The sequence below is a fragment of the Chitinophaga sp. S165 genome, from assembly GCF_003182155.1.
GTDB lineage: Bacteria > Bacteroidota > Bacteroidia > Chitinophagales > Chitinophagaceae > Chitinophaga.
This window is the reverse complement of the sequence record NZ_QGTG01000001.1, coordinates 1326157-1342431: the sequence shown is the minus strand read 5'-3', so window position 1 is coordinate 1342431 and position 16275 is coordinate 1326157. Positions and strand designations below refer to the sequence as shown.

17 protein-coding genes and 1 tRNA gene are annotated in these 16275 nt (G+C 44.8%); 12 read left to right on the top strand and 6 right to left on the bottom strand.

Going from position 1 to position 16275, the window contains the following annotated elements; all coding sequences use genetic code 11:
• Position 1: 1 nt before the first annotated feature.
• Genes C7475_RS04850 through C7475_RS04840 form a run of 3 tightly spaced genes read left to right on the top strand, consistent with a single transcriptional unit; the run spans position 2 to position 3229 of the window.
• Complete coding sequence (locus C7475_RS04850) at positions 2 to 1177, top strand: glycosyltransferase (protein WP_146217471.1); 1176 nt, start codon at positions 2 to 4, stop codon at positions 1175 to 1177.
• On the top strand, positions 1174 to 2289 hold the full coding sequence (gene wecB / locus C7475_RS04845; RefSeq protein ID WP_110051676.1) for a non-hydrolyzing UDP-N-acetylglucosamine 2-epimerase: 1116 nt from the start codon (positions 1174 to 1176) through the stop codon (positions 2287 to 2289). The genes C7475_RS04850 and wecB overlap by 4 nt, the downstream gene beginning before the upstream one ends.
• Position 2290: 1 nt before the next feature.
• The gene (locus tag C7475_RS04840) at positions 2291 to 3229 is read left to right on the top strand and encodes a glycosyltransferase family A protein (RefSeq protein WP_110051674.1); all 939 of its coding nucleotides are present in this window, start codon (positions 2291 to 2293) and stop codon (positions 3227 to 3229) included.
• A gap of 5 nt (positions 3230 to 3234) precedes the next feature.
• Here C7475_RS04840 and C7475_RS04835 read toward each other — a convergent pair whose 3' ends face one another.
• Positions 3235 to 4731 carry a lipopolysaccharide biosynthesis protein gene (locus C7475_RS04835; protein ID WP_110051672.1) on the bottom strand — a complete coding sequence of 499 codons (1497 nt, stop codon included), beginning with the start codon at positions 4729 to 4731 and terminating at the stop codon, positions 3235 to 3237.
• Positions 4732 to 4847: 116 nt separating this feature from the next.
• Between C7475_RS04835 and C7475_RS04830 the strand changes: the two genes are divergently transcribed.
• Both C7475_RS04830 and C7475_RS04825 read left to right on the top strand, forming a co-directional pair.
• On the top strand, positions 4848 to 5852 hold the full coding sequence (locus C7475_RS04830) for a glycosyltransferase family 2 protein (RefSeq protein ID WP_110051671.1): 1005 nt from the start codon (positions 4848 to 4850) through the stop codon (positions 5850 to 5852).
• A gap of 255 nt (positions 5853 to 6107) precedes the next feature.
• Positions 6108 to 6857, top strand: coding sequence for an SDR family oxidoreductase (locus tag C7475_RS04825; RefSeq protein ID WP_110051668.1), 750 nt, complete (start codon positions 6108 to 6110; stop codon positions 6855 to 6857).
• 83 nt (positions 6858 to 6940) lie between these two features.
• On the opposite strand, the gene C7475_RS04820 is transcribed toward C7475_RS04825, so the two are convergent.
• On the bottom strand, positions 6941 to 7876 hold the full coding sequence (locus tag C7475_RS04820; protein WP_158286425.1) for a glycosyltransferase family 2 protein: 936 nt from the start codon (positions 7874 to 7876) through the stop codon (positions 6941 to 6943).
• Between the two features lie 73 nt (positions 7877 to 7949).
• Between C7475_RS04820 and C7475_RS32915 the strand changes: the two genes are divergently transcribed.
• On the top strand, positions 7950 to 8231 hold the full coding sequence (locus C7475_RS32915) for a hypothetical protein (protein ID WP_158286424.1): 282 nt from the start codon (positions 7950 to 7952) through the stop codon (positions 8229 to 8231).
• Positions 8231 to 9013: a queuosine precursor transporter gene (locus C7475_RS04815; protein WP_110051663.1), complete on the top strand. Its 783-nt coding sequence runs from the start codon at positions 8231 to 8233 to the stop codon at positions 9011 to 9013. The genes C7475_RS32915 and C7475_RS04815 overlap by 1 nt, the downstream gene beginning before the upstream one ends.
• A gap of 1 nt (position 9014) precedes the next feature.
• Here the strand turns inward: C7475_RS04815 and C7475_RS04810 are convergent, their stop codons facing one another.
• The 4 genes from C7475_RS04810 to C7475_RS04795 all read right to left on the bottom strand — a co-directional run bounded on the left by C7475_RS04810 (position 9015) and on the right by C7475_RS04795 (position 12231).
• On the bottom strand, positions 9015 to 9458 hold the full coding sequence (locus tag C7475_RS04810) for an NUDIX domain-containing protein (RefSeq protein ID WP_110051661.1): 444 nt from the start codon (positions 9456 to 9458) through the stop codon (positions 9015 to 9017).
• 3 nt (positions 9459 to 9461) lie between these two features.
• Positions 9462 to 10400 (bottom strand): magnesium transporter CorA family protein, encoded by a 939-nt coding sequence (locus tag C7475_RS04805; protein ID WP_110051658.1) that lies wholly within the window; start codon positions 10398 to 10400, stop codon positions 9462 to 9464.
• A 27-nt stretch (positions 10401 to 10427) separates the two neighbouring features.
• Positions 10428 to 11213: a diaminopimelate epimerase gene (gene dapF, locus C7475_RS04800; protein ID WP_110051656.1), complete on the bottom strand. Its 786-nt coding sequence runs from the start codon at positions 11211 to 11213 to the stop codon at positions 10428 to 10430.
• A 139-nt stretch (positions 11214 to 11352) separates the two neighbouring features.
• Positions 11353 to 12231: a nucleoside phosphorylase gene (locus C7475_RS04795; protein ID WP_110051654.1), complete on the bottom strand. Its 879-nt coding sequence runs from the start codon at positions 12229 to 12231 to the stop codon at positions 11353 to 11355.
• A 92-nt stretch (positions 12232 to 12323) separates the two neighbouring features.
• On the opposite strand from C7475_RS04795, the gene C7475_RS04790 reads away from it, so the two are divergent.
• From C7475_RS04790 to C7475_RS04770, 5 genes are all read left to right on the top strand, one after another.
• Positions 12324 to 12394: transfer RNA gene (locus C7475_RS04790), tRNA-Cys, on the top strand.
• A gap of 463 nt (positions 12395 to 12857) precedes the next feature.
• Positions 12858 to 13292 carry a hypothetical protein gene (locus C7475_RS04785; RefSeq protein ID WP_110051653.1) on the top strand — a complete coding sequence of 145 codons (435 nt, stop codon included), beginning with the start codon at positions 12858 to 12860 and terminating at the stop codon, positions 13290 to 13292.
• Between the two features lie 38 nt (positions 13293 to 13330).
• Positions 13331 to 13603, top strand: coding sequence for a hypothetical protein (locus C7475_RS04780; RefSeq protein WP_146217470.1), 273 nt, complete (start codon positions 13331 to 13333; stop codon positions 13601 to 13603).
• Between the two features lie 538 nt (positions 13604 to 14141).
• Positions 14142 to 14360: a hypothetical protein gene (locus tag C7475_RS04775; RefSeq protein WP_110051651.1), complete on the top strand. Its 219-nt coding sequence runs from the start codon at positions 14142 to 14144 to the stop codon at positions 14358 to 14360.
• A gap of 129 nt (positions 14361 to 14489) precedes the next feature.
• Positions 14490 to 16253 (top strand): hypothetical protein, encoded by a 1764-nt coding sequence (locus C7475_RS04770; protein ID WP_146217469.1) that lies wholly within the window; start codon positions 14490 to 14492, stop codon positions 16251 to 16253.
• The last annotated feature ends 22 nt before the right edge of the window (positions 16254 to 16275 follow it).

Genomic DNA, 16275 nt, shown 5'->3' with positions numbered 1-16275 from the left:
TTTGAAAAATTCCGGTGAATATCCAATGAAGATAGGTATTGTTTCCATTATTAAAGAGCCCTGGGGCGGTAGCGAAGAGCTGTGGGCCGATATGGCCGCAGAAGCGTTGAAAGATGGGCATCAGATCTATATTTCTGCGTTGAAATGCGGGCCTGCTCACCCAAAGACCGTGAAACTGGTGGAGAATGGAGCAAAATTGTTTTATCGCCGTGGATTTGTCAAACCAGGTCTTCCTTTCTTGCAAAGGATCCTTCGTAAAGGCCTGATCATTCTCGCTAATAAATTGCAAAACCCTTTTCACAAACTGTTTAAGGTAAAACCAGACATTATATTTTACGTTGGGACCTCTTACTCCATCGCAGACGACGTATTACTGCTGAAGGCTTTGGAGACCAGTCCTGCCGCCCTGTATATCAACTGTAACCTGAATCATAATGTAAGAGGCTTTGGCAGTACGGATTACGACAGAGTTGCAGCCGCTTATAAGCAGGCAAAGAAGGTGCTGTTCGTGTCCGAACATAACCTGGAACTGGCCCGCATGCATACCTGTTCACATATAGAGAATGCCATGGTGGTGAGGAACCCTGTGAACCTTTCAAATATCGGCATACAGCCATTTCCAACTGGCGATACGGTACACTTTGCTATGGTGGGAATACTGGTAACCGATCATAAAGGGCAGGACCTTGTATTGAGTGTATTGAACAGGGAAGAATGGCGGTCCCGCAACTGGCATTTGAACATTTATGGCTCCGGCCTTGATGAAGGATACCTGAAACGCTTAAGCACTTTTTATAACCTGGACGACAGGATCACATTCCATGGAAAAGTAAACAACATCACAGAAGTGTGGAGAAAAAACAGCCTCTTGCTGATGCCATCTCACCAGGAAGGCATGCCGCTTGCTGTAGTGGAGGCGATGGTATCGGGCCGTCCTTCCGTACTGACAGATGTTGGTGGACATACAGAATGGGTGAATGACGGTGTGGAAGGCTTTATCAGCCCCGGTGTGTCAGTGGCCTCCATGGCAGACGCAATGGAAAGGGCCTGGCAGAAACGGGCAGACTGGGAGAAAATGGGATTGGCCGCAAATGCCAATGCATTGAAGTTGTATAATCCTGCTCCCGGAAGAACAATACTGAAACTATTCTTAAATCAAAAAGAGAGCGACGCTTGAAGAAAATATTTTTCCTCTTCGGTACCAGACCAGAAGCCATTAAGATGATCCCGTTGATCAAAGCATGTGAACAACAGCCCGATAAATGGCAGACATATGTATGTGTGACCGGTCAGCACCGTCAGATGCTGGCACAGGTACTGGACTTCTTTGGCGTTACTCCGCACGAAGACCTGGCATTGATGAAGCCAGGGCAGACGCTGTTTGACATTACTGCTGATGGTCTGAAACGGCTGGATGAAGTACTGGAAAGAGAGCAGCCGGATGTGCTTGTGGTACAGGGAGATACTACTTCCGCATTCACAGGCGCACTTGCCGCTTACTACAAGAAAATAAAGATCGCGCATATAGAAGCAGGGCTTCGCAGTGGAAATAAATACTCTCCGTTTCCCGAAGAAATGAATCGCAAAATGACGGGTAACCTGGCCGATTTTCATTTTGCGCCGACAGTGAATGCACAGGAGAACCTCTATGCCGAGAATATCAGAGAACAGGTGTACGTGACCGGCAATACAGTGATCGATGCGTTGCTTATGGCCCTCGACCTGATCAAAGATGCGCCGGCTTATAAAGAATACTTCCGCTTTCTTGATCCTGCTAAAAAGACGATCCTCGTTACCGGGCACCGTCGCGAAAGCTTCGGACAACCATTCGAAGAGATCTGTATGGCAATAAGGGATATTGCAGTGAAATATGCCGGTCAGGTACAGATCGTATACCCGGTACACCTGAACCCACAGGTACAGGAACCGGTACAACGTTTGTTAAGTGATGTAGCCGGTGTCCATCTTATTGAACCGCTGGATTATCCGTACCTCGTATGGCTGATGCAACAGAGTTACCTGGTGCTGACAGACTCCGGCGGTATTCAGGAAGAGGCGCCAGCATTGGGCAAGCCTGTACTCGTAATGCGGGAAGTGACGGAGAGAACGGAAGGTATTGCTGCCGGTACAGCGCGACTGGTAGGTACCAGCAGAAAAGCCATTGCAGAGAATTGTATGGCATTGCTGGACGATGAGGCCCTGTACCAGCAGATGGCGCAGGCTGTGAACCCTTACGGGAACGGCACCAGTAGTGTACAGATCATTGATATTTTATACAAAGTGCTTTAATATGAACGGACCACTGGTCACGATTGTTTTACCTACTTACAACGGTTCGCGTTACCTGAGACAGTCGCTGGACAGCTGCCTCGCGCAAACATATACCAACTTTGAGCTGCTCATTGTAAATGACTGTTCAACCGACAATACAGCCGCCATTGCGGAGGAATACGTAAACCGTGACCCGCGTGTACGCCTGATCAACAATGCTGTGAATAAACGTTTGCCAGCCTCTTTGAACGTCGGTTTTGATGAGGCGAAAGGAAGTTTGTTCACCTGGACATCCGACGATAACTATTACGCAGCCGATGCTATTGAAAGAATGGTGAAGGTATTACAGGAGAAACCTGAAATTGATCTCGTATACTGCGATTATATCCAGATAGATGATGATAACAAACAGGTCGGCATCATGCGTTTCAATGATATCAACCAGAGTATTATAACCTGGGAAGGTTGCGGCGCATGCTTCTTATATAAAAAGGCAGTGCATGAACGGAATAAAGGGTATAATGTATCTGCGTTCATGATTGAAGACTATGACTTTTTCTTACGTGCATTCATGCATAGTAAGTTTTATTATCTGCCTGAATACAACGTTTATTATTACCGTGTGCATGCTGCTTCTCTCACAGGCACTATGTCAAGTGCGGTACAGGACCTGCAAAAGATCGTGGTTGAAAAGCAATTGCCATTGCTGGTGCAGCATGTGAGCAAAAGAGATGAGATCTTGTTGTACAGGAAGTATGCAGTATTCTATGCCGTCTTCAAGGAGAACGGACCGAAGATGCAGTTCTATTTGCAGAAGCTCTATCGTTTATCTCCTTCACAGGCATTTATATCTTTCGCTTATATCACTTTCAGGAAGATCAAAGGTGCTGTAGTTGTCCCGCTTTCATTCGGGATCGCACTACTGAAGAACATTATTTCCGGAGGAAAAGAAAAATAATCGCCTTACTCAGGTTTGGTTATTCCTAAACGCTTCTTTACCGTCTGAAATACGCCTGTGGCATCTTCTGAGATGTTGAGCAGTAGTGTGATGGTAATGAAGCCTGCTACGTAAATAATACTACGCAGACAGATATTCAGTAATGGCCAGGGAGTGTTGATAAGCAATGTTGTGATGAGGATCAGTATTACCGGCATTGCAACGCCATATACTGTTTTAATATTAAAAGGCTGTAGTTTATAATTGTACCAAAGATAAAAGAAGCGGATACCATTAAATACTATAATAAGTATCAGTACGGCCGCCCCGGCTCCTTCAATACCATATTCCTTGATCATGAGATAGTTCACAGGAACAGATGACGCCAGCAGGATCATATTCGAATAAGACTCGAATTTCCATCTCCTGGAGGAAATGATGATCTGTCCGCTGGCCCCGGTACCTAGTTCTACGATCTTCGCGAGTGCCAGCAATAACAACGTGGTTTTTCCTGTCAGATAAATAGCAGGTAATTGCAGGAACGTCAATGCATCTTCAAAATTGATCCATACCAGGCCAAAAAGGAAGGTAGAGATCAACAACAGCGTGATAGAAGTTTTAGTATAAACATCTGCCAGCTTCTCCATATTTTTCTCCTTCCACGCCCTTGCTATAACTGGAAATGCAATGCTTACCACACTTCGCTGTGGCACACCTATGGAAGTAACCAGGTAATTCACCAATACAAATACAGCCGCATATTCTAGTCCGTGTAAGCTGGAAATAGCGAGTCCGTCGAAACTGTCTTTGAATATTGTCACAACGTTCCCTGCCAGCATCAGGAGTACATACGGCACCATCATCCTCCATAGCCGTCTGGTTAACTTGCTAATTTTGAAGGTAATGTTGATCTCCCCGATACTGATCATATAGATCAGGAGTCCCAGGAAGGAAACGCCGTATAATAAACTGAACAGTATGATGAAGGTATCCAGTGAGATCAGTTGAAAGATATAAGCCCCAAGCAATACTAAGTTAGCGATGCGAAAAGCCACTTCTTTGAAGAAGTTGGAAATGACTGTTTTAAAGAGATTCCATGCCTGGGCTTCCAGTATATTTAGATAAGTCAGGAAGAAGGCGATTGGTAATGCGAGATAATAGTAATCAACCAGTAACGGCGACTTCCCGGAGAATTTCCGGCTGATCAGCGGCTTCAGAAAGTAAGTACTGGCTGCCAGCAAAATGAAGCCTATCGTGGTAATAACGAGCGCAAGTGTAAGCAGGTCAGAGTTTTTGCGATCCAGCCGGTCGTTATAGTAAGGATAAAATTTAGCTAGCAGGGTAGGCACGCCAAAGGTGGCAAAGGAGGAAAATAACACACCCATTTCCAGGATCACGCGTGTAAGACCGTTATACTCTGGCGAAAGGTATCTGGCGGATAAGAATACATTGATAGCCCCGAAAATAAAACCAATATATGTCCATACGATCGAGACGATACTCTTTTTCCGCAATAAGCTCATATTCTATAACAGTTCTTGGAAAGCTAAAGGTATTTATTAATTTGCGATTTCTCGTGATGTTTAGCATTTTTTCATCATCTGTAAACGCACGTTAATTATAATTATACTATTCGAGCATGGACCTATCGATCATCATTGTGAATTATAAGAGCAGCCGTCTCATACTGGATTGTATCAGTACAATTGTAGCGGAAACTACTGCTATCAGTTATGAAGTGATCGTAGTGGACAATGCTTCCGGTGATAACAGTGAACAACAGATCACAGATGCCTTTCCTTTCGTAAAGTTTCTGCAGATGGGCTACAATGCAGGTTTCTCCCGTGCTAACAACGCCGGTTTACGTGTTGCAAAAGGGGATCATCTGTTGCTGCTCAACCCTGATACACTGATCCTTGATCATGCATTGGACAAATGTGTGCAACGGTTCTCCAAAAGCGGCCTCGTTGCCTGTGGTGTGCAACAGCTGAATGCAGACCGTAGTCTGCAGATCTCCGGGAACTACTTTATGAAAGGAGGATTGAATCATCTGCTGCCTTTACCTTATTGGGGAAAGGTGATCCGTTGGGTCGGTTATCAATTGAAAACCAAGGTGCCCAATGTACAGGAGGCTAGTACGGAACATCTTGTAGACTGGATCAGTGGCGCCTTCCTGATGGTGAAGCGCAGCTCTCTTGAAAAAGCAGGTTATATGGATGAAGATTTCTTTCTGTATGCCGAAGAAGTTGAATGGTGCAGCAGGCTTCGTCAACTGGGGCCTCTCGCCATTTTAGGAGATATCAATATCATACATCTGCAGGGGGAAACGACGGGAGACGCCTTTGATTCCGATGAAAAAGGTTACTACGGACTATACGACAGAAAAGGCCTTCAACTGATGTTATCCAATCATGTACGGGTACGTAAACAGTTTGGTGTGATGTGGTATTTTATTCTTCTGTTGAATTACACATTCGCCATACCCCTATTTTTCATAGGCAGCATATTTGAAAATCTTTTCAAAGCACGTAACCCATTCAGATACATGCCTCAGGTATGGGGGCTTACAAAAAATGTGTTCCGTCTATGGACGCTTACTCCTACCATCGTGAGCAACAAACCGCATTTCTACAAAGTCCTCTGACAAAATCTGATCAACAAAATCTGATCAACAAAACATAATAGGACTCCGTTAGGAGTCCCTTGTCTGTAGCCCGGGGTGACAACCCCCGGGAAACGTGTTGTATACGGGGCGCACCGCGGAAACGTGTTAACCCAGCCCCCGGCCCTCCATTGTTTGAATTATGCAATTATCGCATTGAATAGCTCTAACACCACGGCCCTCCGCCATGCTAATTTTGTCTCATCAAACCAAATAACTCACTACAAAATTAGAATCATGGAAGAACTAAAAATTGCAGGAAAAGTAGTTGCTATTACAGGTGCCAGCAGTGGTATAGGAGAAGCGATCGCGCGTCACCTGGCAGCCAAAGGTGCGGCAGTGGTGCTGGGTGCAAGACGTACGGACAAACTGGAAAAGATCGTTTCTGCTATCGTGGCAGAAGGAGGGAAGGCGGCCTATCTGAAGATGGACGTGACAAGGCCGGAGGATGTAAAAGCGCTGGTACAGCTGGGACAGGAACAATTCGGCGGACTCGATGTAATGGTCAATAATGCAGGCCTGATGCCATTGTCTATGATGAATAGCTACAAGGTGCATGAATGGCATCAGATGGTGGACGTAAACATTAAGGGCGTATTACATGGTATTGCGGCGGCGCTGCCGGTTTTTGAGCAGCAGGAAAGTGGGCAGTTCATCAACATTTCTTCTGTTGGCGACCGCTGGGTAGGGCCTACATCCACTGTTTACAGTGCGACAAAATTCGCTGTAAGGGCTATTTCAGAAGGATTGCGTCAGGAAGTAAGCGGAAATATCCGCGTGACGCTGGTAGCACCTGGGGCTACAGAATCGGAACTTGCAGAAAGCATATCTGATGCTGATCTGAAGAAAGTGGCGATAGAACGTTTCAGGGTGAACCTGTTGTCGGCGGAGGCCATTGCGAGGGCTGTAGCGTATGCTATTGAGCAACCGGCTGATGTTGACGTGAACGAACTGGTAGTTCGTCCTACGGCACAAAAATCTTTCTAAATAGTACTGTCCAGCATGAGGGTCGGCCGTATAGCGAAGATGTTTGCTATGCGGCATTGCCCGTTAAGGCAGTGGCTGATTTCTTACGGATGAGATTCCTGTTTGTGTACCGGTTCCCAATAACCTTTCAGTACATCAATCCTGAATTGTATTACAGGCCATGATTTGGCTGGTTTTCCCTGTAGCAGGTAGTAGGCGCCTATCAGTACGGAGGCGCCCAGTTTGAAGAGGTATTCCAGACTTTTTTTATGAACGGCCGTACTGCCTTTGCTGACCATGCGAACCTTCTCTCCACGGCCTATCCCCGAGGCGACACGGTACATATATTCGGATGTGAGTTTCTTCACTTCTACCACATGATGTACGATCGCCGAAGGATCGTAGTAGATAACGCCACCTCTTGCTATCAGCTTATAAAAGAATTCTTTTCCTTCACCACCTACACGCAGTGTGCCTTTTACGCCCGGCAAACTGGTATTAAAGCCTTTAACGGCAAAGAAATCATCCCGGCGGACTATCATGTTGGATTCCAGCGGATAACGCCCGTTTTCAAAAGGTTTGGCCACAGGACTGTAATCGAAGTTTCCCACCAGTGAGGATACATAATGTGACATCCACTTTGGCTCTGAAGGGATATACCGGGGAATGATACGGCCTCCCAGGCCGGTAGCATCCGGATGTTGTTCAAAGAAGGTGATAATGTTTTGCAGATATCCTGGCATAGCCACTGCATCATCATCCATGCAACAGATCAATGCACCTTTTGATCTCTCTGCTCCCGTATTACGTGCATAGGAGGCACCCTGGCGGGTTTCCAGGTAATAATACAATTGCATATCAGGGTGTTCGGCAATGTATGCCTTCACCTTTTCTGCCGTATTATCTTTACTATTATTGTCAACAACTATCACTTCATAGCGTTGCTTATCAATATCCTGTTTATACAGACTATCAATTGCCTCAATGATATAGGCTTCTCTGTTATATGAACATATGACTATTGATATTGCTATTTGCATGAATTCGTTTCCTTTTTGTTTAAATTCCTCGCAGGGAAAGCAAAATAACTGTAATTTATCCGAAATTTCAATAATGGGACGTTTACGTTTCTTTTTAAAGGTGGCATTTATCTGTAACATCTGTTTTCTGCTGGCAGAAGTGTCATATTATATCGACTACAAAGGCCATTTTCAGGAGTTGCTGAAGTTTGTACTGCCAATGGGCATGATGGTCGCTTTTCCGCTCAACGTCCTTACACTGCTGGTTGCCGCTATTATGTTGTTCAGGCGTAAAATAACCTGGTCAGCACTTCCTCCGTACGTATTTATTGTGAATGTTATAATTTTACTAGTGCAATTTTATTTTCTCTTCTAATGATACAGAACATCCTAAAAGACAGACCAACTAAGCTTTTCATCTTCTTTTGCAGCTTTTTCGTAGCTAATGCGCTGATAGCAGAATGTATCGGCGGGAAGATCTTTTCGCTGGAGAAACTGTTCGGTTTACCCGTACATACCTTCACGATATTTGGTCAAAGCGGACTATCGTTCAATCTCACCTGTGGCGTATTATTATGGCCTCTCGAGTTTGTAATGACAGACATTGTGAATGAATATTACGGGCCTAAGGCCGTAAAACGGATCTCCTGGATCGCTGTTGCATTGATCAGCTACGCGTTTATTATGTTTTACGTTTCGCTGTCTGTGCCACCAGCTGAATTCTGGATCGGCTCTAACGCCGACAAAGGTATTCCTGATATGCAGCTCGCTTTCGGCGGGATCTTTGGTCAGGGTATGTGGATCATCATTGGCAGTATCACGGCGTTCCTGGTGAGCCAGTTGATAGACGTAGCCGTATTCCATCGTATTAAACGTGCAACCGGTGAGAAACATGTATGGTTAAGGGCTACAGGATCGACAGTCGTGTCCCAGCTGGTAGACAGCTTTATCGTATTGTATATTGCCTTTAAGCTGGGTAATAACTGGAGCTGGCAACTGGTGCTGGCGGTTTGTACGGTGAATTACATCTACAAGTTTACAGTAGCTATTATACTGACGCCTGTGATCTATTTCATAGAAGGACGTATTGAGAATTACCTGGGTAAGGAAACTGCAACCCGCATGAAAAATGCGGCTATGGGAAAGACGGCTGAATAAGTTAATACCGCAGTTTTACAAGATCTGCCACTACTTTATCAATGGGAAGGGTAACTGCTTCGGCGGAAAACTCTTCCCAGTTTATCCATCTGGCGGCTTCCACATCGGTTTTGTCTTCGGGAATGACGAAATCAAAAGGTTTGTCGCTGGTAGGAAAGGTTAATTCCGACAATGGTCTTACCAGGTAATAAATAGAGATGATCTGTTTGCCGTCGTCAAACGCAGACAGCTGAAAGAAATCAGTTGTATAGATATGTTCTATGACTTCTACGTCAAGTCCCAATTCTTCCTGAAACTCCCGCACTACGCACTGTAAAGTGCCTTCGCCGAATTCCAGTCCGCCGCCGGGAAATTTAGTGTAATAATCCCCACGGATGTATTCATCAGTTACGAGGACCTGTTTCTGCTCATTGAGCATTATGCCGTATACACGAACGTTAAACATTATTTAGAACCATTTCTTCTTCATGAAATACCAGCTCATGATCACGGAAATAACGATCGAGAGCACGACAGGAATATAGAACGCGTGTGCCGAGTGGGCAAACGGGATCTCTACGTTCATACCGTATACGCTGGCTACCAATACCGGGAAGGTCAGAACGATGGTGATGGACGTGAGGCGTTTCATGACCAGGTTCAGGTTATTGGAGATGATGCTGGCAAAGGCATCCATTGAGCTGCTGAGGATATTTGTATAAACGTTGGCCATTTCCAGGGCCTGGGAAGTATCTACGATCAGGTCATGCAGGAATTCTTTCTCATCTTCGTTCAGTCCCAGGAAGTTGGTACGCTCAATTTTCATGAGCAGCAATTCATTACTGCGAAGGGCGGTGAGAAAATAGACCAGGCTTTTCTGGATCCGCATGATGTAGAGTAACTCTTCGTTACGGTTACTGTCATACAGCTTTTGTTCCAGGATATTTCTGCGCTGGTTGATCTCTTTCAGGTAATCCAGGAAGTTCATGGTCACCTTTTCGAAGATTTTCAGCACCATCATATTCCTTTTTTCAGGATGACGGTTATGGAAAGTATTCAGAAAGCGGTTAATGGCCGCGTTATCGAAAGAGTTAACAGTGAGTATCTGATTATGGGTCAGGATGATCACTATAGGAATGGTGATGTAATAAGCATCGCTTTCGTTGATGGAATTATTCTCCGTAGGCGTCTTGATTACGATCAGCTTAACATTGTCCTCCAGTTCATAACGGGACTTCTCATCGATATCGAGAGAGTCGGTCAAAAAGTCCAGGGGAATATCCAGCTCTTCCGACAGTTGTTCAAACTCGGCCTGCTTCAGGGGAGGGGTAATATTTACCCAGGCCCCGTTTTCAGGAGTTGATATTTCTACCGTACGCGCGTCTATATTTTTGAAATATTGGATCATCCGGCCGCAAAGGTAGAATAATTAAAGTTATGGTAATGTGATATTTCCCTCGAAGACAAGGGTAGCAGGCCCGCATAACCAGATATTGTTGTAAGACCTTTCGCCGGTTTTGGTGAAACGTACTTCCAGTTTGCCTCCCAGGGTTTGCACGGGTACTACGTACTCTTTTTCTTCCTGTCCTGCTGTCATCAGGGCTGCAGCAGTAACACCGGTACCGCAGGAATAGGTCTCATCTTCCACGCCGCGTTCATAGGTGCGGACGAAGATGCCTTTTTCCAGGGATTGAACGAAATTGACGTTTGTACCTTCTTTGGCAAAACGGTCATTATAGCGGATCTGTTTTCCTTCTGAGAATACATCTACCGACTTAACGTCCTCCACAAATTTAACGAAGTGAGGAGAGCCGGTATTGAGATAGGAGTAGAGCGAGCCTATTTCCACCCCGTTTACATCCTGCATTTTCAGGTTCACCCAGCTATCACCGTTGAGGGTAGCTTCGTGAGGACCATCTACGGCCAGGAAACTGAGTTTTTCATCGTTAAGGCCCATTTTACGGGCAAAAGCCACCAGGCAACGGCCACCATTACCACACATGCTGCTTTCACGGCCGTCAGCGTTGTAATACTTCATACCGAAATCATAACCTTCCTGGGTGTTCAGCAGCATAAGGCCATCCGCCCCGATACCGAAACGGCGGTCGCACAGAAAATTCACCTGCTCTTCCGTCAAAAAGTTATACTCGCCTTTCCGGTTGTCCATGATCACGAAGTCATTACCGGTACCCTGATATTTGTAGAAATGTACTGCTGACATAATGCGCAAAAGTAAGTCTTTTAAGTGACAGTCAATAACCCGGATACAACAGGTCCGGAGCTTGTGAGGCCCGGACCTGTTGCTTGACAAGGTCAATAATCGTTAGATGACGAAGTCAAGGTTTATGGACTATTGACAATCAGATCTTTTCTATAATAGCCAATGATTGTTTGATCAGGTTTTCGACTACCAATGCACCGTCTTTGGTGAATTCCTGCCTGATACGGTTTGCCACAATAGCGCTGATAGACAGGCAGTCATGTCCCAATACACGGCCCAGGCCATAGATACCGGCAGTTTCCATCTCGAAGTTCGAAATATAGTGGTTGTCCTGGCGGAAGGCAGTCAGTTGTTCCAGCAGTTGCGGATGGGAGAGAGGGCCTCTCAGTGCACGGCCCTGGGGGGCATAGAAGCCGGGACAGGTAACAGTGATACCGCTAATATACCCATCGGTAAAACGTCCGGCCAGGCTGGTGGCGGCACTTAAAAAGTATGGACTGGCACTGCCGGGACGGAGCCGGACCTGCTGCCTGAAGGCGTCCAGTAGCACTTTTTCTTCCGGAGTGTTCTCGAATTCATACCAGGGCAGCAGATTGTCAAGCCCTACGCCATGAGAAGAAACCACGAAGCTGTCTACCGGTACATTCTCCTGCAGGGCGCCGGAAGTACCTAATCTGATGATCTGCAGGCGGGTGAGGGACGGTTTTACGGTCCGGGTATTAAAGTCAATATTCACCAGCGCATCCAGTTCGTTCAGCACGATATCGATATTATCGGTCCCTATACCTGTTGATACCACCGTGAGCCTTTTTTGCCCGATGTATCCGGTATGGGTGACAAATTCCCTATGCTGATGTTTGCTTTCTGTACGATCGAAATGTTTGCTAACTTCGGGTACGCGATCAGGGTCGCCAACTGTGATAATTGTCGGGGCAAGCTCTTCTGGCCTTACATCCAGATGATATACAGCACCCCTGCTATTCAATATCAGTTCAGATTCTGCAATACGTTTATTCATGGTTATCTGATAAAATTGTGAAATAGATTTGGCAAATATCTAAAATTTACTACTTTTGCAATCCCATCAAACGGATGGGAACACAAAAATAAGGTTTCGTGGCCGAGTGGCTAGGCTGAGCTCTGCAAAAGCTCCTACAGCGGTTCGAATCCGCTCGAAACCTCGGAAAGAAAATTGAAACTCAGTCTAACGGCTGGGTTTCTTTGTTTATAGGCATTCTGATATTTTGATGGCTTCTCATTTAGCCGGTTATTATTGTCTATTACGGTAGATAGTGACTACAAAATTGCTACCACAAATTTACGTCCCCTCATCATCTGCATTCACGCTGAAAGCATTCTTTAGTCCCACACGCATAAGCATCACATTTTGTATTAAGTGCATCTGCAGATAAACTCACATGCTGCTCCCTGGTATTACTGCATATCTATTTCGCAACCAATAGGATTTGAAGGCAGTGACCAAAATGAACAAGGAAAAAGCAGGATTTGAAAATGAACAGCTGTAATTGATGTGTAACAGGAAGCAAATCGTATTTTCGTTGCCGTAATAGTTTTTCATTTGGAAGGAAGTTCCGGTGTGAAATTATATAAGTAGAATAACCATAAAAAAATAAATTCCAGATTATGTTAAACGTTTCAAAAGATCTTTCAATGAGTATGGGTACAGGTGTAATGCAGCATGTTGCTAATAGCCTTACTGCTGTTGCACAGAAACAGGGTAAAAAGCAATCGGCTCAATTAAATGAACTTAATAAAAAACAATCCGCTATGTTATCGTATGCTCCCGACATGATCGTATCCGGTCATAGAATTTACTCCTTTCACTCACCCCTGTCTTCTGAAGTTCGCTTTGAAGATGAATACGCGATTATAGAGAATGAATCTCTGGGTATTATTGCGACAGGTAGAACGCAGCATGAAGCCGAGCAGCTTTTTGCGATGGAGTTTGATTATATTTTTCAGCGGTATAACGAACTTTCAGACCAACAGATGTCAGAGAGAATTAAAGCGATTAAATCGATGTTAAATACTATTGTTAAAGAAGTAACATTTAAATGATGTCGTCATTAAACAGCAAGAAAACAATCAAAAACCTTTTGAGTAAAGGGTTCGTAAAAGCACAAGGAAGTCATCAATTCCTGGAGTTTTGGTTCAACGGGAAGTATATCCTGCAAACCTTTTGTAGCCACGATAACCAGGATATAAATGATTATCTCATTATCATGATGAAAAACCAGTGCCGTTTGGGAAAGGACGATTTCCTTGATCTGGCAAATTGTCCCTTATCCCGTGAAGGGTATGTAACAAAACTGGTGGAACGGGGGATCATCCGAATGAAAGATCTACCCGTTCCCAGTAAAATAGAGTAGTTTAATCCTTTGGATTAATCCCTAAATTTTTTCCCTTCTTTCTTAATCTCATCATACCCCTCAAGGCTTAATATCTTCCATAACACCATTTGCCCTTTAAGCTTACGATCTTTCTTAACCCCATCTACCCCTTAAGGCTTAGTATCTTCCGTAACGCTATTTTGCCCTTTAAGGCCTACGATCTTTCTTAACCCCCATCATACCCCTCAAGGCTTAGTATCTTCCGTAACACCATTTGCCCTTTAAGGCTTACTATCTTTTTTACCCCCATCATACCCCTCAAGGCTTAATATCTTCCGTAACGCTATTTTGCCCTTTAAGGCTTACTATCTTTTTTTAACCCCATCATACCCCTCAAGGCTTAATATCTTCCATAACACCATTTGCCCTTTAAGGCTTACTATCTTTTTAACCCCATCTTATCCCTCGATGATTAATACCTTCCGTAACCTTATCTAGCCTTTCCAGGCTTAACATCTTCCGTAATCCCTATGTGAATTCTCCCTTTTCTTTTTAACTTTAGGAAAACCCCAATAACATGAGAAATTATTTCTTCGCTTTAGCATTACTCGCCAGCTGTCTATACGTCTATAAACTATTCGCGCAAACCAATAAACCATCAGATTATGTAATTATAGAGGAAATAGGGGCAAGCAACCTCGAAAGACAAGTTGAGCTGAAAATCAAAGCTGGATATCAGCCGCTTGGAGGTATTGGTTCCAATGGGAGGTATCTTTACCAGGCAATGATTAAATAAAAGTGCACAGGTATAACAGTATATTCCTCGCCCAATTATGTAGTCATTCCAGCCAGCCTACCGGGTTTCCTCTCGCAATCTGACTTCAAAAATATTGCTGGTACGGCTATGCTCATAGAAATATGAAAAATGCGTAGATTCACATATCCGTTATTATCTAACGTATACCCTGTTCGCATGCCAAAGGACCACCTGAAAGCCAACAATACTCCTGTACCCGGCAGATCAGCTGCCGCCAATAGTCAAAGCGGAGGTATTTCATTACCCGCTGTCAATCCTTTTGCTCAAAAGGCAGCTCCCACACAGTTGATGAGGATAACCAGTGCAACCTTGAACGCAACTATAGATACGAAAACGGAGACGGATATAAATCTATTAAACGACTTCAGACTGCGCAACCTGAAAAAGCCTAAACGTCTGGCTGCAATAGACGCACGTATAAAAGTATTGGAAGCGGTCAATCCATTCTCTGGCTTCAGGCAGGCTATCCCCGGGCAGAAACCTCCGCCCGCAAGGAAAAATAAACCTAAAAAGAAGGGGGGAAAACAGAAGCCGCCGCAACCGCCTAAACATACAACCCCATTGAACCCCAAGGTAGGCAGAAGCGTAGACGAAGGACAGGACTTCAAGAAAAAGGAACTCCCTCATAAGTTTACTCCGTTGACAAACCCTAGCGGTGATGAAAGCAAGGTGCCGCGAATTAAGGTGGACAAACTGGCCCTCTGGGACGGAACAGCCTCACACATACAATACTTCCCGGAACTGAGAGGAAATGAAGAAGTGATGGTACCCCACATCCAATGCGCCTATACGCTGGAGTGGATACGGGCCGAAGAGGCTGATCTCGACCACGTAATACCTACAAGGAAATTAAAAGATCATCTGCTTAGTATTGCAATCAAAATGAATACTATACCGGGCTATGAAAACAGTGTAAAGAAATGGCTGACCAGTGCCGGACTTACCTTCAGATATTGGTTTATAAACCCGAAGGGGGAATGGACCGCAACCCGATGGGCAATGTATGAACTTCATAACAGTCGGGGAAATCTTGTTTTCTCGTCTAAACACTACAACCAGCAAGGAAAAAGTAATAAGAGTACGCTAGCCCTGATAAAAGAAAATCCATGGTATGGCGAACGTTTTTTCAGCAAGCATCAGTTCCTTGAGCCTGTGAACAATGGATTAAGCAACGTAAAGGGTGAACCATTAGGAGACCTGATAGAAAACCATTTCCGGGTTAATCATGGAGAAACAAGCAGCGCCCTCGCTCTTGAGAAAGGTGGAGAAAGGAAAATGGCCACCCGGATAAAACAACGTGGATTAGGGCAGCTCGATAGTGAACCTGAACGTAGAAAATCATTATCCAGGAAATTAAGGCTCAGGAACGATATAGCTGATGCCAGCTCTGATGCCAGCTCGGCTTCGGAAGATGAACACGAAGATGAGGACATTGGCCGCGTAAAGATGATCAGGCAGATAATTGCTGAAAAACAACTGGAAGCACAATTCCCGGAAGCGGACGAATTCGAAAAGCTGAAGAAGGAAAATGCCGCGCTGAAAAAAGAATTGGAAGAGACCAGAAAAAGAAGCCGCTCAGATACTCCCGCACCGCTTGTTGACCTTCATAAAAAGCAGAAGATCACCGGCATTGCGAACGACCAGAATTATAAAAGACTGGATACGCTTCTCGGGGAACAATCAGGAACAAATCTGAACAGGATAAAGAAAATGACAAGAGTATATCATAACGATAGTGTGTTCATAGAAGGATTTATTGCTATAGCAAAGCAGGAGTACGGCAATGATGGATGGAGAACATGGACTAATACCCACCAACGGGCCTGGACAGATGCGAAGGCCGTTCTACGACAGATATACAATTCACAATAACAATACATTTTATCCCGCTGCA

Excerpts from the sequence above, each read along its gene's own strand:
- C7475_RS04815 (WP_110051663.1), top strand. The coding sequence starts at position 8,231 with ATGATACAGAACATCCTAAAAGACAGACCAACTAAGCTTTTCATCTTC.
- C7475_RS04810 (WP_110051661.1), bottom strand. The coding sequence starts at position 9,458 with ATGTTTAACGTTCGTGTATACGGCATAATGCTCAATGAGCAGAAACAG.
- C7475_RS04820 (WP_158286425.1), bottom strand. The coding sequence starts at position 7,876 with ATGCAAATAGCAATATCAATAGTCATATGTTCATATAACAGAGAAGCC.
- C7475_RS04830 (WP_110051671.1), top strand. The coding sequence starts at position 4,848 with ATGGACCTATCGATCATCATTGTGAATTATAAGAGCAGCCGTCTCATA.
- C7475_RS04795 (WP_110051654.1), bottom strand. The coding sequence starts at position 12,231 with ATGAATAAACGTATTGCAGAATCTGAACTGATATTGAATAGCAGGGGT.
- C7475_RS04825 (WP_110051668.1), top strand. The coding sequence starts at position 6,108 with ATGGAAGAACTAAAAATTGCAGGAAAAGTAGTTGCTATTACAGGTGCC.
- C7475_RS04840 (WP_110051674.1), top strand. The coding sequence starts at position 2,291 with ATGAACGGACCACTGGTCACGATTGTTTTACCTACTTACAACGGTTCG.
- dapF (WP_110051656.1), bottom strand. The coding sequence starts at position 11,213 with ATGTCAGCAGTACATTTCTACAAATATCAGGGTACCGGTAATGACTTC.
- C7475_RS04775 (WP_110051651.1), top strand. The coding sequence starts at position 14,142 with ATGAGAAATTATTTCTTCGCTTTAGCATTACTCGCCAGCTGTCTATAC.
- C7475_RS04785 (WP_110051653.1), top strand. The coding sequence starts at position 12,858 with ATGTTAAACGTTTCAAAAGATCTTTCAATGAGTATGGGTACAGGTGTA.
- C7475_RS04835 (WP_110051672.1), bottom strand. The coding sequence starts at position 4,731 with ATGAGCTTATTGCGGAAAAAGAGTATCGTCTCGATCGTATGGACATAT.
- C7475_RS04805 (WP_110051658.1), bottom strand. The coding sequence starts at position 10,400 with ATGATCCAATATTTCAAAAATATAGACGCGCGTACGGTAGAAATATCA.
- C7475_RS32915 (WP_158286424.1), top strand. The coding sequence starts at position 7,950 with ATGGGACGTTTACGTTTCTTTTTAAAGGTGGCATTTATCTGTAACATC.
- C7475_RS04770 (WP_146217469.1), top strand. The coding sequence starts at position 14,490 with ATGCGTAGATTCACATATCCGTTATTATCTAACGTATACCCTGTTCGC.